The 22984-nt window shown below is 72.8% G+C and carries 23 protein-coding genes and 1 tRNA gene; 9 read left to right on the forward strand and 15 right to left on the reverse strand.

Annotation, left to right across the window (positions count from 1 at the left end; all coding sequences use genetic code 11):
• Positions 1–108: 108 nt before the first annotated feature.
• Entirely contained in the window at positions 109–1638 is a 1530-nt protein-coding gene (locus tag ACWEVO_RS06140; RefSeq protein WP_452306485.1) for a peptide deformylase, read from the reverse strand.
• A 330-nt stretch (positions 1639–1968) separates the two neighbouring features.
• Here ACWEVO_RS06140 and ACWEVO_RS06145 point away from each other — a divergent pair, with 330 nt between their 5' ends.
• Complete coding sequence (locus ACWEVO_RS06145; RefSeq protein WP_452306486.1) at positions 1969–2754, forward strand: hypothetical protein; 786 nt, start codon at positions 1969–1971, stop codon at positions 2752–2754.
• A 27-nt stretch (positions 2755–2781) separates the two neighbouring features.
• Here the strand turns inward: ACWEVO_RS06145 and ACWEVO_RS06150 are convergent, their stop codons facing one another.
• Positions 2782–4593 (reverse strand): hypothetical protein, encoded by a 1812-nt coding sequence (locus ACWEVO_RS06150; RefSeq protein WP_452306487.1) that lies wholly within the window; start codon positions 4591–4593, stop codon positions 2782–2784.
• 210 nt (positions 4594–4803) lie between these two features.
• Here ACWEVO_RS06150 and ACWEVO_RS06155 point away from each other — a divergent pair, with 210 nt between their 5' ends.
• Positions 4804–5514: a class I SAM-dependent methyltransferase gene (locus ACWEVO_RS06155; RefSeq protein WP_452306488.1), complete on the forward strand. Its 711-nt coding sequence runs from the start codon at positions 4804–4806 to the stop codon at positions 5512–5514.
• 40 nt (positions 5515–5554) lie between these two features.
• Here ACWEVO_RS06155 and ACWEVO_RS06160 read toward each other — a convergent pair whose 3' ends face one another.
• Positions 5555–6088 (reverse strand): YbhB/YbcL family Raf kinase inhibitor-like protein, encoded by a 534-nt coding sequence (locus ACWEVO_RS06160; RefSeq protein ID WP_452306489.1) that lies wholly within the window; start codon positions 6086–6088, stop codon positions 5555–5557.
• A 453-nt stretch (positions 6089–6541) separates the two neighbouring features.
• Here ACWEVO_RS06160 and ACWEVO_RS06165 point away from each other — a divergent pair, with 453 nt between their 5' ends.
• The gene (locus tag ACWEVO_RS06165) at positions 6542–7582 is read left to right on the forward strand and encodes a glycoside hydrolase family 11 protein (protein ID WP_452306507.1); all 1041 of its coding nucleotides are present in this window, start codon (positions 6542–6544) and stop codon (positions 7580–7582) included.
• A gap of 79 nt (positions 7583–7661) precedes the next feature.
• Here the strand turns inward: ACWEVO_RS06165 and ACWEVO_RS06170 are convergent.
• Positions 7662–7750, reverse strand: a tRNA-Ser gene (locus ACWEVO_RS06170).
• A gap of 96 nt (positions 7751–7846) precedes the next feature.
• Here ACWEVO_RS06170 and ACWEVO_RS06175 point away from each other — a divergent pair.
• Both ACWEVO_RS06175 and ACWEVO_RS06180 read left to right on the forward strand, forming a co-directional pair.
• Positions 7847–8386 carry an AAA family ATPase gene (locus ACWEVO_RS06175; RefSeq protein WP_452306490.1) on the forward strand — a complete coding sequence of 180 codons (540 nt, stop codon included), beginning with the start codon at positions 7847–7849 and terminating at the stop codon, positions 8384–8386.
• Positions 8387–8395: 9 nt separating this feature from the next.
• Entirely contained in the window at positions 8396–9370 is a 975-nt protein-coding gene (locus ACWEVO_RS06180; RefSeq protein ID WP_452306491.1) for an NAD(P)H-quinone oxidoreductase, read from the forward strand.
• A 4-nt stretch (positions 9371–9374) separates the two neighbouring features.
• Here the strand turns inward: ACWEVO_RS06180 and soxR are convergent, their stop codons facing one another.
• Entirely contained in the window at positions 9375–9827 is a 453-nt protein-coding gene (gene soxR, locus ACWEVO_RS06185; protein ID WP_452306492.1) for a redox-sensitive transcriptional activator SoxR, read from the reverse strand.
• Between the two features lie 46 nt (positions 9828–9873).
• Between soxR and ACWEVO_RS06190 the strand changes: the two genes are divergently transcribed.
• Positions 9874–10569, forward strand: a complete 696-nt coding sequence (locus ACWEVO_RS06190) for a transketolase (protein ID WP_452306493.1) — start codon at positions 9874–9876, stop codon at positions 10567–10569.
• A 2-nt stretch (positions 10570–10571) separates the two neighbouring features.
• Positions 10572–11459: a transketolase family protein gene (locus ACWEVO_RS06195; RefSeq protein WP_452306494.1), complete on the forward strand. Its 888-nt coding sequence runs from the start codon at positions 10572–10574 to the stop codon at positions 11457–11459.
• 25 nt (positions 11460–11484) lie between these two features.
• On the opposite strand, the gene ACWEVO_RS06200 is transcribed toward ACWEVO_RS06195, so the two are convergent.
• The 8 genes from ACWEVO_RS06200 to ACWEVO_RS06235 form a co-directional block, all read right to left on the reverse strand.
• A complete protein-coding gene (locus ACWEVO_RS06200) occupies positions 11485–12183 on the reverse strand; it encodes a glycosyltransferase family 2 protein (protein WP_452306495.1) in 699 nt (232 codons plus the stop codon).
• 154 nt (positions 12184–12337) lie between these two features.
• Complete coding sequence (locus tag ACWEVO_RS06205) at positions 12338–12940, reverse strand: hypothetical protein (protein WP_452306496.1); 603 nt, start codon at positions 12938–12940, stop codon at positions 12338–12340.
• Positions 12941–12998: 58 nt separating this feature from the next.
• Positions 12999–14456 carry a sensor histidine kinase gene (locus tag ACWEVO_RS06210; protein WP_452306497.1) on the reverse strand — a complete coding sequence of 486 codons (1458 nt, stop codon included), beginning with the start codon at positions 14454–14456 and terminating at the stop codon, positions 12999–13001.
• Positions 14449–15141 carry a response regulator gene (locus ACWEVO_RS06215; protein ID WP_452306498.1) on the reverse strand — a complete coding sequence of 231 codons (693 nt, stop codon included), beginning with the start codon at positions 15139–15141 and terminating at the stop codon, positions 14449–14451. Before ACWEVO_RS06215 ends, ACWEVO_RS06210 begins: the two co-directional genes overlap by 8 nt.
• A gap of 69 nt (positions 15142–15210) precedes the next feature.
• Positions 15211–15723, reverse strand: coding sequence for a hypothetical protein (locus tag ACWEVO_RS06220; protein WP_452306499.1), 513 nt, complete (start codon positions 15721–15723; stop codon positions 15211–15213).
• 155 nt (positions 15724–15878) lie between these two features.
• Positions 15879–17474, reverse strand: coding sequence for a glycoside hydrolase domain-containing protein (locus ACWEVO_RS06225; protein ID WP_452306500.1), 1596 nt, complete (start codon positions 17472–17474; stop codon positions 15879–15881).
• Between the two features lie 190 nt (positions 17475–17664).
• Positions 17665–18657, reverse strand: coding sequence for a phosphotransferase (locus tag ACWEVO_RS06230; protein ID WP_452306501.1), 993 nt, complete (start codon positions 18655–18657; stop codon positions 17665–17667).
• A gap of 51 nt (positions 18658–18708) precedes the next feature.
• The gene (locus ACWEVO_RS06235) at positions 18709–19881 is read right to left on the reverse strand and encodes a thiolase family protein (protein WP_452306502.1); all 1173 of its coding nucleotides are present in this window, start codon (positions 19879–19881) and stop codon (positions 18709–18711) included.
• Between the two features lie 206 nt (positions 19882–20087).
• On the opposite strand from ACWEVO_RS06235, the gene ACWEVO_RS06240 reads away from it, so the two are divergent.
• Positions 20088–20528, forward strand: a complete 441-nt coding sequence (locus tag ACWEVO_RS06240; protein WP_452306503.1) for a PH domain-containing protein — start codon at positions 20088–20090, stop codon at positions 20526–20528.
• Positions 20529–20541: 13 nt separating this feature from the next.
• On the opposite strand, the gene ACWEVO_RS06245 is transcribed toward ACWEVO_RS06240, so the two are convergent.
• Together ACWEVO_RS06245 and ACWEVO_RS06250 are read right to left on the reverse strand one after the other, a co-directional pair.
• Positions 20542–21480 carry a rhomboid family intramembrane serine protease gene (locus ACWEVO_RS06245; protein WP_452306504.1) on the reverse strand — a complete coding sequence of 313 codons (939 nt, stop codon included), beginning with the start codon at positions 21478–21480 and terminating at the stop codon, positions 20542–20544.
• Between the two features lie 25 nt (positions 21481–21505).
• Positions 21506–22036, reverse strand: coding sequence for a peptidylprolyl isomerase (locus tag ACWEVO_RS06250; RefSeq protein WP_452306505.1), 531 nt, complete (start codon positions 22034–22036; stop codon positions 21506–21508).
• Positions 22037–22120: 84 nt separating this feature from the next.
• Here ACWEVO_RS06250 and ACWEVO_RS06255 point away from each other — a divergent pair, with 84 nt between their 5' ends.
• Entirely contained in the window at positions 22121–22939 is an 819-nt protein-coding gene (locus ACWEVO_RS06255; RefSeq protein ID WP_452306506.1) for a hypothetical protein, read from the forward strand.
• Positions 22940–22984 lie beyond the last annotated feature (45 nt).

The following is a 22984-nucleotide window of genomic DNA, read 5'->3' on the forward strand; positions in this document are numbered from 1 at the left end:
GTCGACGTCGCCACCGAGACCGACGAGCAGTACGAGGGTTGCCTCTCCTTCTTCGACCACCGAGGCCTGGCGGCAACCGGCCCGCGTACCGGAATCTGCCGGCGATCCTCAGTAGCGCCAGGGGTGGCCGGTGTCGCGGTATTCCTCAACCGGCACCAGCGGCACGCCGGGGGGCATCCGGTCGACGTAGAGGCGCCCTTCCAGATGGTCGATCTCGTGGGCGACCAACCGGGCCATCCCGAACTCGAAGGACGTGATGACCCGGCTACCGTCCCAGAGGGCGTGTTCCACGTCGATCCGGAGCGGGCGGGGCACCAGGCCTCGGTGGTCGAAGAAGGAGAGGCAACCCTCGTACTGCTCGTCGGTCTCGGTGGCGACGTCGACCACCCGGGGGTTGAGCAGGACGACCGGCTCGGCGGCCCGGTCGGCCGGGCGGACCAGGGCGGCAGCGCACGGCTGGCCGAGCTGCGGCGCGGCGATGCCGACGCCCTTGCTGAACGGATGCAGCTCGTCGAGGCGGTCCAGGATGCCGGCGAGCCGGTCGACGACCTCCCGGGCCACGCGTTCCTCGCGGGGCAGGTCGAACTGGCGGGACGGCTGGCGGAGCAGGTCGTCGCCGCGCTGCACGATGCCGATGCCGCGCATCCGGTCGCTGGGCCGTACCCGTACGCCCGGTGCGCGGCCGTCCGGCTCGGTCTCCGGCGGCAGGCCCCGGAAGCGCCACTGCATCCGGTACCGGGCGTTGAGCGGTGGATCGTCGGTGGCCCAGTCGAAGATTACCCGGCCACCCTCGGCCCGGCGCTGGATGGGGGTACGCAGCGGCCCCTCCTCGGAGGAGAGGGACGTCTCCGCTCCCCACACCTTCGGGTCGAGGCCGGCCGGGAGGTCGAGCCGGACGGCAAGGTGCCGGGTGGGCAGGCGTACGGCGCGCTGGAACCAGGGGCCCCACTTGTCCCGGCCGACGCGGTAGGCGTACTCGATGGTGACCCGGTCGCCGGGGTAGAGCGGGAACCGGCCCTCGGCGTTCTCGAAGAGCAGCCAGATCTCCTTGAACGCGTCCCGGTCGTGCTTGGCCCGCCAGTGCATCGGTTCGCGGCTGCCCCCGTCGTCGCGGTACGCGGCGAGTTGCAGCTCGGCGAAGGTGAGTGGGTGTTCCCGGTGGTGCCGGTTGGAGCGACCGGGGTCGTCGGGGTAGCGGTCCACGGCGACCCGGACCAGGTAGCGGGTGACCGGCTCGGTGCCCGCGTTGTACAGCTCCCGCCGGATGGCGCAGTGGTAGCCCTCGTCGGTCCAGGTGAGGGTGGCGGACTCCCGTTCGACCACCAGGCCGGTGCCGGGCGGCAACCACTGCCCGGGGACGGGCGGCTCCCGGTGGTGGCCCCCGGAGCGGGCGTGCCGGAGTTCGTCGTACTCCCGGAAGCGCTGCCAGATCGCGCCGCTGGCCGCCAGGACGGCCTCGGCCCGGCGGGCGAAGTCCTCGGTAGGCCGGTGCCGTCGCCCCTCGACGTGGCTGACGTACGACGGGTCGAAGCCCATCAGGGTCGCCAGCTGTTTCTTGGACAGCCCTCGGCCGGTGCGGTGCCGGGCGAGCTCGGCCGCGAACGAGTCGGCGGCGCGCTCGATGGGGGAGGTCGACATCGGCTTCCTCGTACACGGGAGCCTCATTTTCACGTTCGGTGGCCGAACGTGTACGGAAACTGCCTCGTATTCGACAGGTGTCTTGCCAATTCAACGGTGAGCGTCGATACTTGCCCGGTCCCGCCGGCCCGCCGACGGCGTTTTCCGCCCGCCCGGCCGGGTAGTACGCGGCACGCGGCGACGCCCGCGGAGTGACCGGGACCTCTCCATCGACCCCTCGGCGCGACTTCCCCCGCCCGGGAACTGTGGTTAGGCTAGCCTTAGTTCGAACAGACGGATGGCGACCGGTGGGGACCACCAGACAGGGGACGGATCAAGGTGACTGCGGTGATGCCGAGGCGCGAGGCCGTCGCCACGCCGCTGGCCCCGGTGACCGCCACCCTGCGCGCCATGTTCGGCACCGACGACCTGCCCGGGCTCGCCCCCGGACTGCTGGTCACCGCCGACGAGGCCCGCTGGTCCCCCGCGACCCGGCTGATCGACGGCACCCTGCTGCCGGAATTCCTCGCCGCCGCCACCCGGCGCTTCGGCGGCACGCCGCACGCCTGCGCGGCGCTGGCCTGGAAGTCGTACAGCTACTGGACCGCGCTGCCGGTGGTGCTCGGCTGGGCCTCGGCCCGGCGGGTGCCGCTGCTCGACCCGGCCGACGTGCTGGTCCACTTCGAGGATCACCACCAGCTGCTCACCCTGGGCCTGCGCAGCTCGACCACGGTCGCGGTGCTGCCCGGTGACCCGCTGGCGGTGGCCGACCACCCCGGCGTACGGGTGGTCGCCGACGAGGCGGCGCTGCTCGGCGCGCTGCGCGCCAGCCTGCTCGACGCACACTTCCTGCCGCTGATCGCGGCCATCCAGACCGAGGTCCGGCTCGGCACCCGTACGCTGCTCGGCTCCGTCGCCTCGGGCATCGCGCACGGCATCCTGCGCGCCTCGGACGCCCTGCCCGGCCCGGCCGGCGAGACGATCGGGACGCTGCTCGACACGCTCGAGCTGAGCGACCTGGTGGAGCTGGTGCCCGGCCCGGCCGGCGAGCCGACCGTGCAGCGGCGTACCTGCTGCCTGGCCTTCACCCTGCCCCGGCCGAAGATCTGCCAGGGCTGCTGCCTCCGCCCGTCCTGACCGGCCCGCCGCTGTGCGGCCGGCTGCTCAGCGAACCAGGGGCCGGACGTCCCACAGCCAGACGCCGCCGGTGTACCTCGGCTCGATGCCGGTCAGCGCGGTCATCCCCCGGCGTAGCGCGTCGGCCTGCCGCAGCGCGGGGTCGAGGATCACCGCGCCGGCCCGCCAGTAGCGCAGGTCGTCGACCGCGGACACCCGATCCGCCGGCGTGATCGGCGGCACCCCGTCGGTGGTGCGGATCGTGGTGAAGAAGGTGCTGGTGGGGCGCGGCGGTGCGGTGAAGAGCGCCACCCGTCCCCGTCCCGGCCGGGTGTCCGGATAGAGGAAGTAGCCGCGGGCCAGCGGGAGGTCCAGCCGGGTGTCGGCGGCCCAGCGCAGCGGGTCGGGATACGTGGTGTCGGGCAGCGGCAGGGTCACGATGCTGTGCCCGCCGGCGACGTACGGGCGGAACGCCCCGGAGGTGACGAAGGCGGGGATCGGGTCCAGGCGTACCGACGGCAGCGGGGTGGGCAGGAGCGGCAGGAGCGCCATGGTCAGCACGGTGGCCGTGACGAACCGGAGCTGCGGACGGGCGGCCGGGTGCCGCCGGGCCAGGTGCCGGACGTGCTCCGCCCCGAGGGCGAGCAGGACCCCGATGATCGGGGTGAGCGCCAGGGACCAGCGGGTGGGCACCACCGAGTGCAGGACCGGCAGGTGCTCCAGCACCGCCCAGGGGGCCGGGACGCCGGTGTCCTGCCCGTCGAAGCGGATCTCCCGGCCCAGTGAGAAGACGGCGAAGAGCAGCCCGACCCCGGCCAGGGCGAGCACCACGACGTTGCGTCGCAGCCACCAGACCAGCGCGCCGACCAGCACGACGAGCGGCCAGCCGAAGAAGGCGTTCTCCTCGGTGGCGTTCTTGGCCAGCCACACGCTGCCCCGGGCGTCCCCGGCGAGGGACTCGCGGGACCAGGCGACGAACGAGGCGAGATCGGTGCGGTAGCCCCGGATCAGCCGGGACAGCCCCTGGTAGGCGCCGGGCCCGAAGAACTGCACGTACAGCGGGTAGGCGAGGAGCACCCCGGCGAGGACGGCGGCCACCGCGAGGCCGGCGCAGAACGGCCGGATCGCCCGGCGTACCGAGGGCCGGCCGACCGCGAGCGCGCCCACCACGACGGCCAGCCCGATCGCCGTCATCAGCAGGATCTCCAGGTTGAGGAAGGCCTGCCAGACGATCATCAGGCCGAGCAGCAGCCCGTTGCGCAGCCAGCGGCGGGGCTCGGCCAGGCGCAGGGTCCGCCAGACGATCAACGGCACCACGAACTGGCTGACGATGTTGGGGTGCGCGTTGGCGTGCGACACCATCGCCGGCGCGAAGGCACAGAAGCCGGCGCCGAGCCAGGCCGGTCCCCGGCTGCCGATGAGCACCCGGGAAAGGACGAAATACCACGCGATCCCGGTGGCCGCCATACCGAGGGTGAGAAACAGCAGGAATGCCCAACGTGGCCCGAACAACACGGTGACCGGCGTCATTGGCAGAGAAGTGGATAATACGGACGTATTCGCCATCAGATTGACGCCGTCCGGGACATTCATCCGGTCGGTCGTGAACGGATCCACGAATTGCGTAACCACTCGCGCACCGTGTGCCATCATCCACTCGAACTGCGCCTGGTCCGAACGGTTGTCCCGCACCCCGGCGGCCGGGTTCATCCAGAACCGCGCGGTCACCCAGAAGGCGAGCAGCACGAAGCTGAGCACGGCGGCGAGGTCGATCCAGCGCCGCCACGCCGGCCGCTCGCCCCCGTCGGACGCACCCTCGGCGGGACCACCGCAGGCGGCGTCCGATTGAGGAGTAGTCATGGCAATTCAGAGCGTAGTCAGGGTATGGCCGGGCCGTGACATGTTTCGGGGTACTGGCGTACTATGTGCCGGGTTCGCCGACCGCCGATCACGTGCCCTCCCCCGACCGCAATTCGGCCACCCCCGGTGCCCCGATTTCCCACCCAGCCATCCAGATGGTTGACTCTGTCGGTCCAGGCGCGGGTCAGTCATATCGTGAGGAATCGACGCATGGCAGAAATCACTGGGGACCAGCGCGTCCAGTCGGAGGTGCTCGAAGGGCTGGCGACGGCGGTCAACCACCGCAGGTGGTTCGTCGAGCTGGCCGTGCCCTACCTCGGTGACAACCCCATCGAGATCGGCAGCGGGCTGGGCGACTACGCGCTGGAGTGGTCCGAGCGCCTGCCCCGGATCACCGCCACCGAGGCGGACCCGGACCGGCTGGTCCGGCTCAAGGAGCGACTCGCCGATCACCCCACCATCGAGGTCCGGCAGATGCTGCTGCCGCACTCCGAGCCCGGCGACTACAGCGCGGCCGTGTCGTACAACGTGCTGGAGCACATCGAGGACCACGTGGGCGCGCTGCGCAGCATGCGCGACCTGGTCCGGCCCGGCGGTGCGGTGGTCATCATCGTGCCGGCGTTCCAGTTCGCGATGAGCCCCGCGGACATCGCCACCGGCCACGTCCGGCGCTACACGAAGAAGACGCTCGCCGCGGCGATGACCGAGGCGGGCCTCACCGTGGAAAAGATCCACTACGCGAACGCGCTCGGCCTGATCGGTTACTTCATGGCCACCAAGGTCTTCCGGCTGATGCCGAAGGAGGGCCCGATGGTGAAGATCTACGACAGCCTGGTCCTGCCCGCCACCAAGGCGGCCGAGCAGGCCGTACGCCCGCCCTTCGGCCAGTCCGTCTTCGCGGTCGCCCGGGTCCCCGCCTGACCGGCGCGGGGCCTCCGCACCGGCGGAGGCCCCGCTTCCCTCACTCCTTGATCTGGTACGTCGGGCGGATCACCGCCCGGGCCAGGGTGTGGAACGCCAGGTTGAAGCCGACGAAGGCGGGGCTGGCCTCCCGGCCCACGTCGAGCCGCTCCACGTCGACCGCGTGCACCGCGAAGACGTACCGGTGGGGGCGGTCGCCGGGCGGCGGGGCGGCGCCGCCGTAGCCGGTGTCGCCGTAGTCGTTGCGGATGCTGAACGCGCCGCCCAGGTCGCTCTCCTGCACCGCGGTCGGCAGCTCGGTCACCGAGGCGGGCACGTCCACCAGCACCCAGTGCCAGAAGCCACTGCCGGTCGGGGCGTCCGGGTCGAAGCAGGTGACCACGAAGCTCTTGGTCTCGTCCGGGAAGCCCGACCAGGACAGCTGCGGGGAGACGTTCTCGCCACCGGCGCTGCCGTGCGCGTACCGCGCGTCCATCGGCTCGCCGTTGTGCACGTCGTCGCTGGTCAGCGTGAACGACGGCACCGTCGGCAGCAGCTCGTACGGGTCCGGGGCGATCGGTCGTTCCAGGGTCATCGAAACGGTCCTTCCGGGTGCGCGCGAATGTCCTGCGCCCCTTCATACCCCTTCGCGTGCCCTGGGCGAACCGGGAAGGGCAACGTGTCCGGCCTGGCCCACCGAACCGACGCCGAAACTTTCGACGACGCCGCCGCAATTCTCGGCTGAGAGTCGCGGCCTCGGCCGGGAAGGTCCCCAGTCCCTCGGGCCGCCGACCGAGAGTTTCCTGCCCAGGAACGCAACCCAGCTCGGGCGGGCCCGGCGGTCCCTCGTAAGACTTCCGGAAGTTGTTGACAGCACGATGAGGCGGATCGATGATTCAGGCATCGATGAACCTCAACGGCTGCCAGTCCGGGCCACGGCAGCGAGCTGGTTCCTGTCTTGCGGCCCGACCCTCGGGCTGCCTCACGAGGAGGATGTACGCCCGTGCATGAGTCCCCCGTCCCACCCACGCGCCGGCGGCGCAGCCGGATGCGGCTGCTCCTCGCCGGTGCCACCGCCGTCGTGCTGGCCGCGGCGTCGGCAACCATGACCGGCGTCGCCCACGCCGAGGCCGACCGGATCATCACCTCGAACTCGACCGGCACCCACAACGGCTTCTTCTACTCGTACTGGAAGGACAACGGCAACGTCACCATGACGCTGGGCGCGGGCGGCAACTACAGCGTCCAGTGGAGCAACATGAACAACATGGTGGTCGGCAAGGGCTGGAAGCCCGGCTCCAGCCACACCGTGAACTACTCGGGCAGCTTCAGCCCGAACGGCAACGGCTACCTGGCGCTCTACGGCTGGACCCGGAACCCGCTGATCGAGTACTACATCGTCGAGAACTTCGGCTCGTACAACCCGAGCACGGGCGCCACCCGGCTGGGCTCCGTCACCACCGACGGCAGCACCTACGACATCTACCGCACCCAGCGGGTCAACCAGCCCTCCATCGACGGCACGGCGACGTTCTACCAGTACTGGAGCGTCCGGCAGTCGCACCGCAACAGCGGCACCATCACCACCGCCAACCACTTCAACGCCTGGGCCAGCCTCGGCCTCAACCTCGGCACCCACGACTACCAGATCATGGCCACCGAGGGGTATCAGAGCAGCGGCAGCTCCAACATCACGGTGAGTGAGGGCCCCATCGGACCCACCCCGACGACCCCGCCGCCGACGACCAGCAGCCCGCCGCCGAACCCGGGCGGCGGAGCGTGCCGGGTGAGCAACTCGGTGAGCGCCTGGAACAACGGCCTCACCGACAACATCACCATCACCAACACCGGCACGGCCACCATCAACGGTTGGTCGCTGAAATTCAACCTCGCGTCCGGGCAGAACATCACCTCGGGCTGGAACGCCACGTACTCCCCGACCAGCGGCCAGGTGACCGCGACCAACGTCAGCTACAACGCCGGCATCCCGCCGGGCGGGTCGACCACGATCGGTTTCCAGGCCACCCACACCGGCAACACCGCCGCGCCGAGCGGGTTCACCCTCAACGGCGCCGCCTGCAGCAGCTGACGGCAGCCCGCTTCCGGCACCTCGCCGGCCCGGAACAGCCCCCTGACGGGTTGGTCAGGGGGCTGTTTTCGCGGGGAGGCGGAGGGTGTGGGATTCGAACCCACGAAGGACATCGCTGCCCTTACCGGTTTTCAAGACCAGCGCCATCGGCCACTAGGCGAACCCTCCCGGGCGCGTCCCCGAGGGGTACGCGACCGTGCATAGTCTGCCACGGACCGTTCCCGGCCGAGGCGGGCGTCCCACCCGTACTGACAGGATGGTCGAGTGTGGGAGACACCGGCAGTGGTGCTGATCAGCGGGATCATGGCCGCCGGCAAGTCCACAGTGGCCGAGTTGCTGGCCCGGCGGCTGCCCCGGTCGGTGCACCTGCGCGGGGACGTGTTCCGCCGGATGATCGTCGGTGGGCGGGCGGCGATGACCGCGGAGCTCTCCGACGAGGCGTGGCGCCAGCTCCGGCTCCGCTACGACCTCGCCGCCGCCGCGGCGGACCGCTACGCCGCCGCGGGGTTCACCGTCGTGCTGCAGGACGTGGTGCTCGGCGCCGAACTGCCGGCGATGGTCGACCGGATCCGGCACCGCCCGCTCGCGGTGGTGGTGCTCGCGCCGCGCGCGGACGTGGTCGCCGCCCGCGAGCGCGACCGGCCCAAGCAGGGGTACGGCGACTGGCCGGTGGCCGACCTGGACGCCGGGTTCCGGGCCGACACGCCCCGGATCGGGCTGTGGCTGGACAGTTCGGCGCAGACCCCGGCCGCGACGGTGGACGAGATCCTGGCTCGGGCGTGGGCGGAGGGACGGATCGGGTAAGACTGGGCCATGCGCGCGATGACGATCCCGAAGCCCGGCGGGCCCGACGCCCTCATCTGGTCCGAGGTGCCCGATCCCCGGCCCGGTCCCGACGAGGTGGTGGTGGACGTGCGGGCCAGCGCGGTGAACCGGGCGGACCTGCTGCAACGGCAGGGGCACTATCCGCCGCCGCCCGGCGCGCCCGCGTACCCGGGGCTGGAGTGCTCCGGGGTGGTGAGCGAGGTCGGCCCGGAGGTCACCGGGTGGGCGGTCGGTCAGGAGGTCTGCGCGCTGCTGGCCGGCGGTGGCTACGCCGAGCGGGTCGCCGTGCCGTCCGGGCAGTTGCTGCCGGTGCCGGCGGGGGTCGACCTGGTCGACGCCGCGGCGCTGCCGGAGGTGGCGTGCACGGTCTGGTCGAACGTGGTCCAGCTGGCCCGGCTGGCCAAGGGCGAGACGCTGCTGGTGCACGGCGGCGGCAGCGGGATCGGCACCTTCGCGATCCAGCTCGGGGCAGCGCTCGGCGCGACTGTGGTGGCGACCGCGCGGGCCGAGAAGCACGCGCGGCTGCGCGAACTGGGTGCCGCGCACACCGTCGACTACCGGGAGCAGGACTTCGTCGAGGAGGTCCACCGGGTCACCGACGGCCGGGGCGCGGACGTGATCCTCGACATCATGGGGGCGGCGTACCTGCCCCGGAACGTGGCGGCGCTCGCCACCGGCGGCCGGTTGGTGGTGATCGGTATGCAGGGCGGCCGCAAGGGCGAACTGGACCTGGGCATGCTGCTGGCGAAGCGGGCCTCGGTGCACGCCACGGCGTTGCGGTCCCGCCCGCTGGACGAGAAGGCGGCGATCGTCCGGGGCGTACGCGAGCAGGTGTGGCCGCTGATCGAGGCTGGGACGGTCCGGCCGGTCGTGCACGCCCGGGCGAGGATGGCCGACGCCGCCGACGCGCACCGCCTGGTGGAGACCAACGACCACGTCGGCAAGGTGCTGCTGGTCCGGTGACCCGTCAGGCGGCGTCGGGCGGGCGGGGCAGCATCAGGCGGGCGCCGGGGCCCTCGGCGGCCAGCGTGTCGCCCGGGTTGTAGAGGGTGCAGCGCTGCAACGACAGGCAGCCGCAGCCGATGCAGCCGTCCAGGTCGTCGCGGAGCTTGCCGAGCAGCCGGATCTTCTCGTCCAGCCGGTCCCGCCAGGCCCGGGACAGCGCGGCCCAGTCGTCCGGGGTGGGCGTCCGCGAGGAGGGCAGGGAGTCCAGCGCTTCCTTGATCTCCTCCAGCGAGACGCCGACCTGCTGGGAGATCCGGACGAAGGCCACCCGGCGCAGTTCGGTGCGGGCGTACCGGCGCTGGTTGCCGCCGGTGCGCTCGGCTCGGATCAGCCCCAGCCGCTCGTAGTAGCGCAGCGCGGAGGGGGCCACCCCGCTGCGGGCGGAGAGCTGTCCGATGGTGAGTGATTCGTGCATCACAGAGCCTTGAGTTGAAGTGAACTTCAACTCCGAGGCTATCCGCATGACGACGACGACCGCCACCGACCCCGCCCGCCTGGCGGCACTGCTGGACCGGGTCCGCGCCGGGCGCGACTTCGGCCCGAACGTGTACTCGACCCTGGACGTGCTCCAGGTGCTCTACGACCGGGTGCTCCGGATCAGTCCGGAGACCGTGGACGACCCGGACCGGGACCGGTTCCTGCTCTCGAAGGGGCACGCGGTCGCCGGCTACTACGCGCTGCTCGCGGCCAAGGGCTTCGTACCGGTGGAGTGGCTGGACGACCAGGGCGGCCCGGAGAGCCGGCTCGGCGACCACCCGGACCGGCTGCTGGTGCCGGGGGTGGAGATCGGCTCCGGCTCGCTGGGGCACGGCCTGGGGCTCGCCGTGGGTACCGCGCTCGGCCTGCGTGCCCAGGGCCGCCCGGACCCCCGGGTGTACGTGCTGCTCGGCGACGCCGAGCTGGACGAGGGCTCCAACCACGAGGCGATCGCCTACGCGGGCGCGACCGGCCTGGCCAACCTCACCGCGATCGTGCTGGACAACCGGTCGGCGAGCCACGGCTGGCCGGGCGGCGCGGACAGCCGGTTCACCGTCAACGGGTGGACCGCGACGACCGTCGACGGCCGCGATCACGAGGCCCTGCACACCGCCCTCACCGGGCACGACCACCACCGGCCGCACGTCGTCGTCGCGGTCGTCACCGAGAACGGGGAGTGACCGTGCGCGACACCTTCGTGGCCACCGCCACCGAGTTCCTGGCCGACCCGCGGACCGCCGTCGTGCTGGCCGACATCTCCGCGGCGGCGTTCGCCCCGGCCGCCGACCGTCACCCCGACCGGGTGCTCAACGTCGGCATCCGGGAGCAGCTCATGGTGGGCGTGGCCGGCGGGCTGGCGCTGACCGGGCTGCGTCCCATCGTGCACAGCTACGCGCCGTTCCTGGTCGAGCGGGCGTACGAGCAGCTCAAGCTGGACCTCGACCACCAGGGGGTCGGGGCGGTGCTGGTCAGCGTCGGCGCGTCGTACGACCGGGCGGCGGCAGGACGGACCCACCTGGCACCGGCCGACGTGGCGCTGATCGACACCCTGCGGGACTGGACGGTGCACGTGCCCGGACACCGGGACGAGGTGCCGCGGGTGCTGCGTGACGTGGTGTGCGACCGGCAGGACTCGGCGTACGTGCGGCTCTCCACGCAGAGCAACGGGACCGCGTACCCGGACGCGGGTGACCTGCGGGTGATCCGGGACGCCGGGCCGGGGGCGCCGCTGCTGGTGGCGGTCGGGCCGCTGCTGGACCAGGCGCTGGCGGCCGTCGCCGGCCGGCCGGTCACTGTGGCGTACACCCATCGGCCGCGCCCGTTCGACACCGCCGGGCTGCGGGCCCTCGCGGGCAGCGAGGTGATTCTGGTGGAGCCGTACCTGGCGGGCACCTCGGCCCGGGTGGTCGGCGACGCGCTGGCCGACCGGCCGCACCGGCTGCTCGCCCTCGGCGTGGGCCGGGCGGACCTGCGCCGCTACGGCTCGCCGGAGGACCACGACCGCTGGCACGGCCTGGACGCCGCCGGGTTGCGCCGTTCGGTCGACGCGTTCCTGCACCCGTCCGGCTGAACCGGGCGGGACCGGAAGGGCGGCGTCAGCGGGTGACGGGGCGACGCCGGGCGCGCTCGCGGGCCAGGATCCAGACCGCCTCGACGCCGTCCTTCCAGGTGATCTTCTTGCCCTCCTCCCGGCCCCGGGCGCGGTAGCTGATCGGCACCTCGTACGGGCGGATCCGCTGGCGCAGCAGCTTGCCGGTGACCTCGGCCTCCATGCCGAAGCCGCGGGACCGGATCTCCAGCGACCGGTACAGCTCCAGCGGCATCAGCTTGAAGCAGGTCTCCAGGTCGCCGATGTAGGAGTTGTAGAGCACGTTCGCCACCGTGGTGACGCCCTTGTTGCCCATCACGTACCAGAAGCTGTAGGCGCTGTGGCTGCCGAAGGTGCGGTTGCCGTAGACCACCTTCGCCCGCCCGTCGAGCACGGGCTCCAGCAGCTTCGGGATGTCCTGCGGGTCGTACTCGAGGTCGGCGTCGAGGATGACCATGTACTCACCCTCGGCGTTGTCCACCGCGGTCCTGATCGCGGCGCCCTTGCCCGCGTTCCGCGGGTGGGTGATGACCCGAAGCCGCTGGTCGTCGACCCGGCCGAGGACCTCCGCGGTGCCGTCCCGGCTGCCGTCGTCGACGACGACGAGCTCGATCTCGCACGGATAGTCCACCGCAAATGCCTGCTTCAGGGCATCCGCTATGCGTTCTTCCTCGTTGTAGACCGGCATGAGGATCGAGAGCTTCACGGGTTCTCCACGGTGGCGACGGTAAGTCGGCCCTAGCGTAACCTGGCAGGCCCCCGCCTCGGTGAGTGCAGCGCCCGGAGCTTTGTCAAGACCTGTGATGAAGGCCGAGGTGGACGGGGGCGGGCCGCCCTCCGGAACGGCCGCCCCCGCCGGCTCACTGCTGCCGGAACGGGACCACGATCAGTCGGGCCACGCCGCCGTCGCCGTCCTTCGCCCCGGCCACGCCGACCGTCGTACCGACCTTGAGGTCGGTGGACCGCACGGTGTGTCGCCGCTCGACCACCCGCAGCTTGTCGCCGAACGTCCAGGTCATGGTGAAGCCGTCGGTGCACTTCACGGTCATCGACCGGTCGTCGATCGCGGTCACCTGGCCGCGCTGCACGGCGATGGTCTTCGTACCGCCCTCCTTGGTCTGCACCACCACCTCGCCGTGCAGGATGTTCTTCCGCAGCAGCACCCGGGCCCGGTGCCGCTTGCGCCACTCCTGGCCCTGCTGGCCGCGCTTGTCCCGCGGGCCGGCCTGCTCCCCGGCCGACGCCGAGGGGGCGGGGTCGGCGACCGGAGCCACGTCCAGGTCGGCGGCGTCGAAGCCCATCGCGGTGAGCGCCTGGCCGTCCGCGCCCATGGCGGCGGCCACCTCGACCGCGGTCTCCTTCGCCGTGTCCTGCGCGACCTGGGCGGGGCCGCAACCGGCGAGGCCGAGCGCGGCCGCGGCGAACAGCGCGGTGACGCCGGTGACGATTCCCTGACGTGCCATCGGTTGTCCTTTCTCCTCCGTGGTCACCCCAGCCTCCCCCGCTCCGGCGAGCGGAGCGTCAGGCCGATGTTCGGATCAGGTAAGGATCGGCGGGCAGCCGGACGGTGAAGGCGGCTCCGCCCTCCGGGGCGTGGCCGGCGCCGATCTCGCCGCCGAGCCGGCGGACCAGCCCGGCCGCCAGCGCCAGGCCCAGCCCGCTGCCCACCTTCCGTACCCCGCGGTAGCGCTGGTGCAGCGCACCGCGCTCGAACGCCACCGCGAGGTCGTCGTCGGTGAAGCCGGGTCCGCCGTCGCGGACCTCGACGACACCGCCGGCGGCCGGGTCCGCGCCGGCCGGCCGGACCGCCAGCACCACCGGCGCCCCCGGGGGTACGACCCGCAGCGCGTTCTCCAGCAGCCCGTCCACCACCTGCCGGATCCGGCCGGGATCGGTGTACGCCGGCACCGGCCCGCCCGGCGTCTCCACCCGGAACGGCACCCCCACCGCCGCGCACCGGTCGGACCAGGTCCGTTCGGCGTCGGCGGCCAGCCGGGTCAGGTCCACCGGCCCCGGTTCCAGCGGGAAGTCGGCCGCCTCCAGCCGGGCCAGCGCCAGCAGGTCGCTGACCAGCCGGTCCAGGTGCTCGGCCTCGGCCAGCATGGTCCGACCGGTGTCCGGCACCCCGTCCGGGTCGATCACCCCGTCGGCGAGCGCCTCGGCGTAACCCCGGATGGCGGTGAGCGGGGTACGCAGCTCGTGCGAGACGGAGAGCAGGAACTCCCGTTGCCGCCCCTCGCTGGTGGCCAGCGCGGCGGCCAGCCCGTTGAGGGCGTACGCCAGGTCGGCCACCTCGTCGGGCGGCTCGACCGGCACCCGGACGGCCCGGTCCCCGGCCCGCAACCGGGCGGCGGCGGTGGCGGCGACCCGGATCGGCCGGGCCAACCGGCGGGCCAGCAGCAGGCCGGCACCCACCCCGGCGGCGAGCCCGGCGAGCAACGGCAACCAGAGGCTGAGCAGCACCTGCCGCCACGGCCCGGTGGAGGTGGCCCGGGTCAGCACCACCCCGTCGCCGCCGGCGAGCGCCCGCCCCTCGACCAGGGTCCGGCGGCCGTCGACGAGCCGGCGGCCGGAGACGTTCCCGCCGGCTGCCACGCGGTTCACCACCTGGCGGGGCAGGCCGGGTCGATCCACCTGCCCGGCCCGGATCAGGTAGACGTCGATGTCCTGCTGGCGGAGCTGACGGATGAGCCGTTCCCCGACGCTGTCCCGCTGGCGTACGGCGCGGACGCGCAGCACGTCGGCGGCGAGCCGGGCCTGGGCGGCCAGCGCCGCCTGGTCGCGCCGCTCGGCGCCGCGTACCGCCAGGGGGACCGCGACCAGCGCGGTGACCAGTACGGACACCAGGGCCACCGCGCAGGTGACCAGCACCGCGCGGGCGGTCAGGGTGTGCGCCAGGCGCCGGCGGGGCGGCGCTGGGGCGGGACGCGGGCCGATCACCGGCAGGGCGACGGTGGGCTGGTGGGCGGGCTCAGGCATCGGCCGCGTACCCGACGCCACGGTGGGTGCGGATCACGCTGGCCGGACCGAGCTTGGCCCGCACCTGCGCCACGTGCACGTCCACCGTCCGGGTGCCGCCGTGCGCCGCGTACCCCCAGACGCCGGCGAGCAGTTCCTCCCGGGTGAAGACCCGGCCGGGCCGGGCCATCAGGTGCGCGAGCAGGTCGAACTCGGTGGACGTGAGCTGGACCGGGGTGCCGGCGGCGGTGACCGTGCGGCGGGCCGGATCGAGGGTGACAGGGCCGACCACCCGGGGCTGCCCGGCCCCGTCGGGCGCACCCGTGGCGCGGCGCAGGACCGCCCGCACCCGGGCGACGAGTTCGCGCGGGCTGAACGGCTTCGTCACGTAGTCGTCGGCGCCCAGTTCCAGGCCGACGATCCGGTCGACCTCGTCGTCCCGGGCGGTGAGGAAGATGACCGGCGTCCAGTCGCCGGCCTCGCGGAGCCGGCGGCAGATCTCGGTGCCGGCCAGGCCGGGCAGCGCGATGTCGAGCACGCAGGCCACCGGGCGCAGCCGCCGCGCGGCGGCCAGGCCGGCCGCCCCGTCCCGTTCCAGGTGTACGCCGAAGCCGTCCCGGGTCAGGTAGAGCCGGACCAGATCGGCGATGGCCGGCTCGTCCTCCACCACGAGGACGAGCCCGCGCGGCGTGGTGTCGGCGGTCACCGGCCCATGATTACCGACCGGCGGCGGCCGGGGAGGTCGGGGGAATGTTCGGATTCGGTAAGAGCCGGGTCAGCGCACCGGCGCCGGGCGGAACACCGCCGGGCGGGCGAACGCCACGGGCTCGCCGATGGTGGCGACCAGCCGCTCCGCGGGGCTCCGGAGCCGGGTCCGGAAAGCGTGGTTGAGCAGGGCGTCGAGCTGCCACACCTGCTTGGGGTGGTGGGTACGGATGAGGAACCGCTCGCGGACTCCGTCGATCGCGGTGGCCGCCAGCTCGACGCACTGCGCGCGCGCGTCGGGGCTCCACGTGACGTTGCTCAGCTCGCGCAGTTCGGTGTTGAGGTGCAGCCGCAGCCGGTGCAGCACCCGGGTCTGTTGGGTCACCACCAGGCGGCGGTGGGTGAGGAGCATCAGGTACTCCCCGCCGATCGGGTGTTCCGGGCGGCTGCACCGGGTGACCAGGATCGTGGCGTCACCGCAGCCGACGCACCGGCGGAAGATCGGCATGTGCCGGCTGACGGTCTGGGTCGCCAGGCCGGCCTCGGCGGCGGCCGGAAGGAACGTTCGCGAGAACACGTCCATGCAAGATGCAACGAGCATGTGAGCAGGGGTGATATGGGTCACTCCGGAATTGCGGAACTTCCACCCGTGCAAATCGCACGCGTGGTGCGACATCCGGACGTGCGACGGCCCGCGCCGGCTGGACCGGCGCGGGCCGTCGGGACGGAGTGCGGGACTCAGAGCAGCGGGGTCAGGCTGCCCCAGCCGGTGCCGATCCGGAGCGCCGGCGCCCAGGCCGTGCCGGTCCACCGGTAGAGGTAGAGGTAACCGCTCGACTTCTGCACCGCGACCATGTCCGGGCGGCCGTCCCGGTCGAAGTCACCGACCTGGACGAGGTCCCGCATGGTGTTCCAGCCGCTGCCGACCTTGGTCCGGGTGGTGAAGGCGCCCGAGCGTCCCGGGTAGAGGTACAGGTAACCGGTGCTCTTCTCCCGGGCGACCAGGTCCGGGTAGCCGTCGGCGTTGAAGTCGCCACCGCCGTTCAGTTCGTCCACGCTGTTCCAGCCCGCGCCGAGGTACACCCGGGTCTTGAACGCCGTGCCCCCGGTGCCCGGGTACAGGTACATCGCCCCGGTGGAGGAGTTCACCGCGACCAGGTCCTGGTAGCCGTCGCGGTTGTAGTCACCGACCGAGGTGATCTCCCGGAAGCCGGTCCAGCCCGCGCCGAGGTACACCCGGGTGGTGGGGGTCGACCCGTTGCCGGGGTAGAGCCAGAGGTAACCGGTCGACTTCTCCCGGGCGATGAGGTCCTCCCCGCCCGACTTGTCGAAGTTGCCGGCCCGGAAGATGACGTCCATGCCGTTCCAGCCGGAGCCCAGGCTCAGCCGGCCGCTCAGGCTGGTGCCGTTGCCGCCGTACAGGTAGAGCCGGCCGGTGGACGGCTCCCGGTAGGCGACGTCCGACCAGCCGTTGCCGGTGAAGTCGCCGAACTTCGTGGCCGGCAGCGGAGCGACGTCGAGGTAGTTGCTGTCGACGTTCATCGTGACGCCGCCGTACGTCTCGTCGTGCGGGCCGCCGTACTGCTTCATCCGCCGTTTCGGCGACCAGTAACCGGCCGGGATGCCGGAGTCGGAGACCGTGGCGTTGTTGTCCCAGCGGGCGAAGTGCACGTAGTCGGGGCGGACGTAGCCGGCGGTGTTGTAGGCCGCCACCTGGTCGGGCACGCCGCGCGCCATGCTGCTGTAGAAGCCGGAGAGGTAGCCCTGGTCGTGCAGGCGCGCGGTCCACGCGCTCATGAAGGTGGTGACCGCCGTGGTGCAGGCGGCGTCTCCGCCGTCGTAGTCCTCCATGTCGTAGACCAGCACGCTTTCCCGGGGGAGACCGAGGTTCTGCGCCTGGAGGATGGCGTCGTCGGCCTGCGCCCGGCCCTGCGCGGCGGCCTGCGTCGGGTCGATCTTGGCCTCGGTGGTGACCAGGCAGGGCGCTTGGAGGCCGACGTACATCGGGACCAGGTGCCAGCCCGCCGCCACCTGCGTGGCGACCCAGTCCTTGGTCAGGTTCTGCTGGGCGCAGCCGCGGTTCTGCCCGCCGAAGTAGATGGTGTACGACCGGTACGGCGAGGCGAGCCAGGCCTGCATCTCGGCGCTGGACGGCGCGCAGTAGGAGTCGAAGCCACGGCCGGTGAACGTGCCGGGCTGCGGGCCGATGGCGGCCTGGGCGGGCGCGGTGGTGGCGGCGACCGCGGCGCCGGTACCGAGGACGGCGGCGGCCGCGGCGGCCAGCGTCCGGTGGGCGGCCCGGCGGAGCCCGGGCAGCGAGAGGGTGGGTGTCATGATTCCCCGAATCTGTCCCCGTGGTCAGAAGGCCGGCGGCGGACGCCTGGCGTCACTCGCTCCACACCGGCCCCAAGATTCTTGCCAGGTCGCGGGCCGCCTGTCGACCCCCGAACCGAATCTTGTCCCTTTCGCGGCGGTTCGTCTGCCCGGGCGGGCGTAGCGGGGACGGCCCCGCCGGCACGGCTGCTCAGAGCGGCAGATCGGCGAACACCTCACCGAGCCAGCCGGGGACCGCCGCCGCGTACTCGGCCCGACCCGGGTCGGGGGTGTCCAGCGCCCGCCGCCAGGAGAGGGCCCGGCTCACCGTGGCCACGCGCACGGCGAGGCCGGCCGCCTCGCGCAGCGTCGCCCGGTCGCACCGGTCGGTCCACGCCTCCAGGTACGCGTCCCGCAGCCGGCGCAGTGCCGGGTCGTCCGGACTCAGGTCGGCGCCGTACGCGACCGAGCGGAGCGTCACCAGCAGCGTGCCGAAGGGGTGGGCCACCGAGGCGTCCCCCCAGTCGAAGAAGCGGTAGCCGGCGTCGGTGACGAAGACGTTGCCGTCGTGCAGGTCGTCGTGCTGGATGCTGGCGGCGATCCCGGTCTCGGCGAGCCGCCGGCAGAGCGCGGCGAACTCCGGCCGGTACGCCCGCAGCCGCGCGTGCAGCTCGGGGGTCAGCCCGTCCGCCGCGCCGAGCAGCAGGGCCGCCTCGTCGTCGAGCAGCCCGTCGAGAAGCTCGGGCATCCGTTCCGGCCGCTGGTCCGGCACGCCGGCGGCGAGCAGGCGCGCCACCTCCGACGCGGCGGCTGACTGGAGGGCGGCGTACGCCGGCAGCACCCGCTCCCAATGGCGTACGGCCTGGGCGCCCGGGGCCACGTCACGCAGGCTGGGGCCGCCGTCGGGAAGCAGGGACCAGCCGCGGGCGGCGTCCACGGCGAGCGGGTCGAGCACCTGGCCGGGGGCGAGCCGGGGCAACTCGGCCAGCAGGGCCGCCTCGTACCGGGTGCCGGGACTGTTGGCCTTGAACCAGACCGGGCCGGCGTCGGTGGGCACCTGCCACACCTCGGACCACGGACGGACCCGGGCCGTCACCTCACCGGTCACCCGGCGGCCGTGCCGGGCCAGCTCGCCCGCTGTCCAGGCGTGCGCCTCGGGCCGCCAGTGCTCAGTGGACCCGGCGGGGGTCGGAGTCGTCGTCACGCCCGGCAGGGTAGGCGGACGGTCACCCGCCGGGCGAGGCGATTTCCGGCCTCAGAGCAGCTCGACGATGGTCGCGTTGGCCATCCCGCCGCCCTCGCACATGGTCTGCAGGCCGTAGCGGATCCCGTTGTCCCGCATGTGCTGGAGCATGGTGGTCATGATCCGGGCGCCCGACCCGCCGAGCGGATGGCCGAGGGCGATCGCCCCGCCGCGCGGGTTCAGCCGCTCCGGGTCCGCCTCGGTCTCCGCCAGCCAGGCCAGCGGCACCGGGGCGAACGCCTCGTTCACCTCGTACACCCCGATCTCCTCGATGCCCAGCCCCGCGCGGCGCAGCGCCTTCGCGGTGGCCGGGATGGGCGCGGTGAGCATGGTGACCGGGTCGTCGGCGGCGACCACCGCGGTGTGCACCCGGGCCAGCGGGCGTAGGCCGTGCCGGCTGGCCCACTCGCTGGTGGTGACCGCGAGCGCGGCGGCGCCGTCGGAGATCTGGGACGCGGAGCCGGCGGTGACCACGCCGTCGGCCTGGAACGGGGTGGCCAGCTCGCCGAGCTTGGCCAGCGAGGTGTCCCGCCGGATGCCCTCGTCGGCGCTGAACTTGCCGCCGTCGGCCAGGGCCACCGGGGCCAGTTCCGGGTCGAACGCGCCGGCGTCCTGCGCGGCGGCCGCCTTCTCGTGGCTGGCCAGCGCGAACTCGTCGAGCTGGGTACGGGAGAACCGCCAGCGCCGGGCGATCAGCTCGGCGCCGACGCCCTGGTTGAACGGGAGCGGGCTGTCCTCGGCGACCCCCTCGACCCCGCGGTAGCGCTCGAGGATGGCGGGGCTGAACGGCATGCCGCCGGCCACGCTGGAGCCCATCGGCACCCGGGTCATCGACTCGACGCCGCCGGCGACCACCAGGTCGGCCTGTCCGGAGAGGACGGTGGCGGCGGCGAAGTGCAGCGCCTGCTGGCTGGACCCGCACTGCCGGTCGAGCGTGGTGCCGGGGACCGACTCCGGCCAGCCGGCGGCCAGCACGGCGTTGCGGGCGACGTTCCACGACTGCTCGCCGACCTGCGACACGCAACCCCAGACCACGTCGTCGACCTGGCCGGGCTCGATCCCGGTCCGCTCGGCGAGGGCCCGCAGCACGTGCGCCGAGAGGTCGACCGGGTGCACGCCGGCGAGGCTGCCCTTGCGCCGCCCGACCGGGGTCCGTACCGCACCGACGATGACCGCGTCACTCATGTCTACTCCCCGGTAACTTGGGCTGCCTCCGATCCTACGTCCTGAGCCCGCCGGTCGTCCTCCCCCGGTTCCCGCCGGACCGCCCCTTGATCGACTCGGGATGCGGCACGTCGCGGTGTCCGGGTCCCACGAGACGGCGACATGCCGCGAAACCGTCGGGCCGCGCCCGGGAGGAGGCGCCGAGCGGCTGGCATGCTGGGGCGGTGATGCCACAGTCGCTCCCGGCCCGCCAGTGGCGGGTGCCGGCGGTCCTGCCGGTGGCCAAGGCGGCCGGCGCGCTCGTCCTGGTCGCGCTGGGCCTGCTCTTCCAGGGCGACGACCCGGTCCGGCTCGCCCTCGCCGGGCTGGCCGCCGCCGCGCTGGCCGGCTGGGCGGTACGCGACCTGGTCGCACCAGTCCGGCTGGCCGTCGACGCCCAGGGGATCACGGTGATCCGGGGCTTCGCCGGCCGGCGGTTGCTGCCCTGGTCGGCCGTCGAGGCGATCCGCGTGGACCGGCGGACCCGGCGCGGGTTGACCGCCGAGGCGCTGGAGATCGACGCGGGGGAGTCGCTGCATCTCTTCGGCCGGTACGACCTCGACGCCCCGCCGGAGGAGGTCGCCGAGGCGCTGCGTGCCGCCCGGGCCGCCGCGCGCCCCGCTGGTTAGCAGGGGTCCCTGCTCACATCAACATGCCGGTGCGGACCAGGATCAGGCCGAGCAGCGCCACCGCGATGATCGCCCCGCCCACCGTCTGGAACACGGTCCGCCGCATCCGCGGGGCGTACGCCAGGACCAGCGCCATCAGCGCGCCGGCGACCAGGCCGCCCAGGTGGCCGGCGATCGAGATGCCCGGCACGGTGAAGGTGAAGATCAGGTTGATCACCAAGATCGGCACGATGGACGAGGTGTCCCGGCCGAGCCGGCGCATGATCACGAAGATCGCGGCGAAGAGGCCGAAGATGGCGGTCGACGCCCCGGCCGTGAACCGGTTCGGTGCGGTGAAGACGTAGGCCGCCACGTTGCCGCCGAGCCCGGCGATCAGATAGAGCGCGAGGAAGCGCAGCGGGCCGAGCACCGCCTCCAGGGTCCGGCCGAGCACCCAGAGCGCCCACATGTTGAGCAGCAGGTGCACCACGCCGTAGTGCACGAACATCGCGGTGACCAGGCGGTACCACTGGCCGTCGGCCACCCCGCCCACGGTGTTGTCAGGGAAGCGCGCCAGGCCGAGTACCGCGCCCCACTCGGTCAGCGGGGTCGAGCCCCCCATCAGGCCACCGAGGCCGCCGCCGGCGACCGCCGTCCCGCTCCGCGCCGACGCGATGGAGAGGAGCATGACGAGCACGTTCAAGGCGATCAGCGTCTTGGTGACGTAGCCCTGACGGCCGGCGGCACCGCCACCGAAGGCGGTACGCGCCGGCCGTACGGTGCGGCGTCCCTCGTTGACACACTCCGGGCACTGGTGCCCGACGGAGGCCTCCCGCATGCACTCCGGGCAGATCGGCCGGTCACAGCGGGTGCACCGGACGTACGTCGCCCGATCGGGGTGCCGGTAGCAGACCGGTGCGGTCGGCACCGGCCCCTCGGTGGCGTCACCTGCCTGCCCGGAGCGCTCAGTCATGCGAGCAAAGGTACCCGCGGCGCGCTCAGGCGGGCTTGTGCTCGATCTCGACGCGCTCGATCACGACGTCCTGGAGCGGCCGGTCGCTCGGGCCGGTCGGGGTGTTCGCGATCGAGTCCACGACCTTGGCCGACTGCTCGTCCGCCACCTGACCGAAGATGGTGTGTCGGTTGTTCAGGTGCGGCGTCGGCGACACGGTGATGAAGAACTGCGAGCCGTTGGTGCCCGGCCCGGCGTTCGCCATCGCCAGCAGGTACGGCCGGTCGAAGCGCAGCTCCGGGTGGAACTCGTCGGCGAACTTGTAGCCCGGGCCGCCGCGGCCGGTGCCGGTCGGGTCACCCATCTGGATCATGAAACCGCTGATCACGCGGTGCGAGATGGTGCCGTCGTAGTAGGGCCCGCTGCCCGGCTGGCCGGTACGCGGGTCGATGTACTCCTTGGTCCCCTCGGCCAGCTCGACGAAGTTGCGGACGGTCTTCGGCGCGTGGTTCGGGAAGAGCTCCAGCCGGATCGGGCCAGCGTTGGTGTGCAAGGTGGCGTAGACAGCCTCGGCCACGGGTACTCCTCACTCGTTGGTCAGTTCCATGCGGATCCTCCCATGTGCCCGATCTGGCCATGCGGAGGCATCCGAAGGTGGAGGATGACGGAGGAACAACTCCCAGGAGGTGGGACCGTGTTTGGAATCGGGCGGCGCAAGACCCAGGGACAGCTCGCCAAGGCCGAGCTGAACCAGGGCATCGGTCACCTGAGGCAGGCCGCGACGTACGCGGCGAAGGGTGCCGGCGCCACGGTCGGCCCGCGGGTCCAGGCAGCCCGGGTGGCCGCCGGGCCCACCGCGATGCTGGTCCGGGACCGGGCGTCGAGCGGTGTCGCCTCGACGGCCGCGGCGCTCGCGCCTCTGCTGATGGCCATGCGCAACGCGCAGGCCGACGCTGCGGCAAAGAACCTGAAGGGCCGTAAGGCCGCCGCTGCCAAGCAGGCCGCCGTGTCGAAGAAGGTCAAGGCCAAGAACATGAAGATCGCCAGGAAGAAGCAGAAGAAGTCGCGCGGCATGATGGCCGGCCTGCTGGCCGCCGGCACCGTCGCCGGCCTGGCCGGGGCGATGGCCATGCGCCGCCGCCGCGAGCAGCTGGAGTGGACCGAGTACGACCCGACCGGCCGGCTCGACACCACGGGCACCGAGAAGCTGGAGCCGCTGCGCGAGGACGTCGACACCATCGTGGTGGAGACCCCCGAGCCGACCGCGAAGGTGACCCAGACCGGCGCCGGCAGCTCGGCGGTGGCCGGGACCGGCAGCGCGTCGACCGCCCGGTCGAGCAGCCAGCCGGTGATCCAGCCGACCGACAAGGTCCCGTCGGTCGCCGAGGGCGCCCGGGACGTCTCCGGCCGCCCGGCCGACGACGTCAGCAAGGCGCTGAACAACGGCAAGAACACCGCCAAGGCCAGCGGCCGCCGCTGACCCGGCGGTACGGCGAAAGCGCCGGCGCGTGGGGGTACGCCCCCC

The organism is Micromonospora sp. NPDC003776 (assembly GCF_053605645.1).

Coding starts and splice junctions, on each gene's coding strand:
- ACWEVO_RS06235 (WP_452306502.1), bottom strand. CDS start 19,881: ATGAGTGACGCGGTCATCGTCGGTGCGGTACGGACCCCGGTCGGGCGG.
- ACWEVO_RS06165 (WP_452306507.1), top strand. CDS start 6,542: ATGCGGCTGCTCCTCGCCGGTGCCACCGCCGTCGTGCTGGCCGCGGCG.
- ACWEVO_RS06245 (WP_452306504.1), bottom strand. CDS start 21,480: ATGACTGAGCGCTCCGGGCAGGCAGGTGACGCCACCGAGGGGCCGGTG.
- ACWEVO_RS06140 (WP_452306485.1), bottom strand. CDS start 1,638: ATGTCGACCTCCCCCATCGAGCGCGCCGCCGACTCGTTCGCGGCCGAG.
- ACWEVO_RS06180 (WP_452306491.1), top strand. CDS start 8,396: ATGCGCGCGATGACGATCCCGAAGCCCGGCGGGCCCGACGCCCTCATC.
- ACWEVO_RS06225 (WP_452306500.1), bottom strand. CDS start 17,474: ATGACACCCACCCTCTCGCTGCCCGGGCTCCGCCGGGCCGCCCACCGG.
- ACWEVO_RS06210 (WP_452306497.1), bottom strand. CDS start 14,456: ATGCCTGAGCCCGCCCACCAGCCCACCGTCGCCCTGCCGGTGATCGGC.
- ACWEVO_RS06220 (WP_452306499.1), bottom strand. CDS start 15,723: ATGGACGTGTTCTCGCGAACGTTCCTTCCGGCCGCCGCCGAGGCCGGC.
- ACWEVO_RS06155 (WP_452306488.1), top strand. CDS start 4,804: ATGGCAGAAATCACTGGGGACCAGCGCGTCCAGTCGGAGGTGCTCGAA.
- ACWEVO_RS06205 (WP_452306496.1), bottom strand. CDS start 12,940: ATGGCACGTCAGGGAATCGTCACCGGCGTCACCGCGCTGTTCGCCGCG.
- ACWEVO_RS06160 (WP_452306489.1), bottom strand. CDS start 6,088: ATGACCCTGGAACGACCGATCGCCCCGGACCCGTACGAGCTGCTGCCG.
- ACWEVO_RS06150 (WP_452306487.1), bottom strand. CDS start 4,593: ATGACTACTCCTCAATCGGACGCCGCCTGCGGTGGTCCCGCCGAGGGT.
- ACWEVO_RS06240 (WP_452306503.1), top strand. CDS start 20,088: ATGCCACAGTCGCTCCCGGCCCGCCAGTGGCGGGTGCCGGCGGTCCTG.
- ACWEVO_RS06190 (WP_452306493.1), top strand. CDS start 9,874: ATGACGACGACGACCGCCACCGACCCCGCCCGCCTGGCGGCACTGCTG.
- ACWEVO_RS06145 (WP_452306486.1), top strand. CDS start 1,969: ATGCCGAGGCGCGAGGCCGTCGCCACGCCGCTGGCCCCGGTGACCGCC.
- ACWEVO_RS06255 (WP_452306506.1), top strand. CDS start 22,121: ATGACGGAGGAACAACTCCCAGGAGGTGGGACCGTGTTTGGAATCGGG.
- soxR (WP_452306492.1), bottom strand. CDS start 9,827: ATGCACGAATCACTCACCATCGGACAGCTCTCCGCCCGCAGCGGGGTG.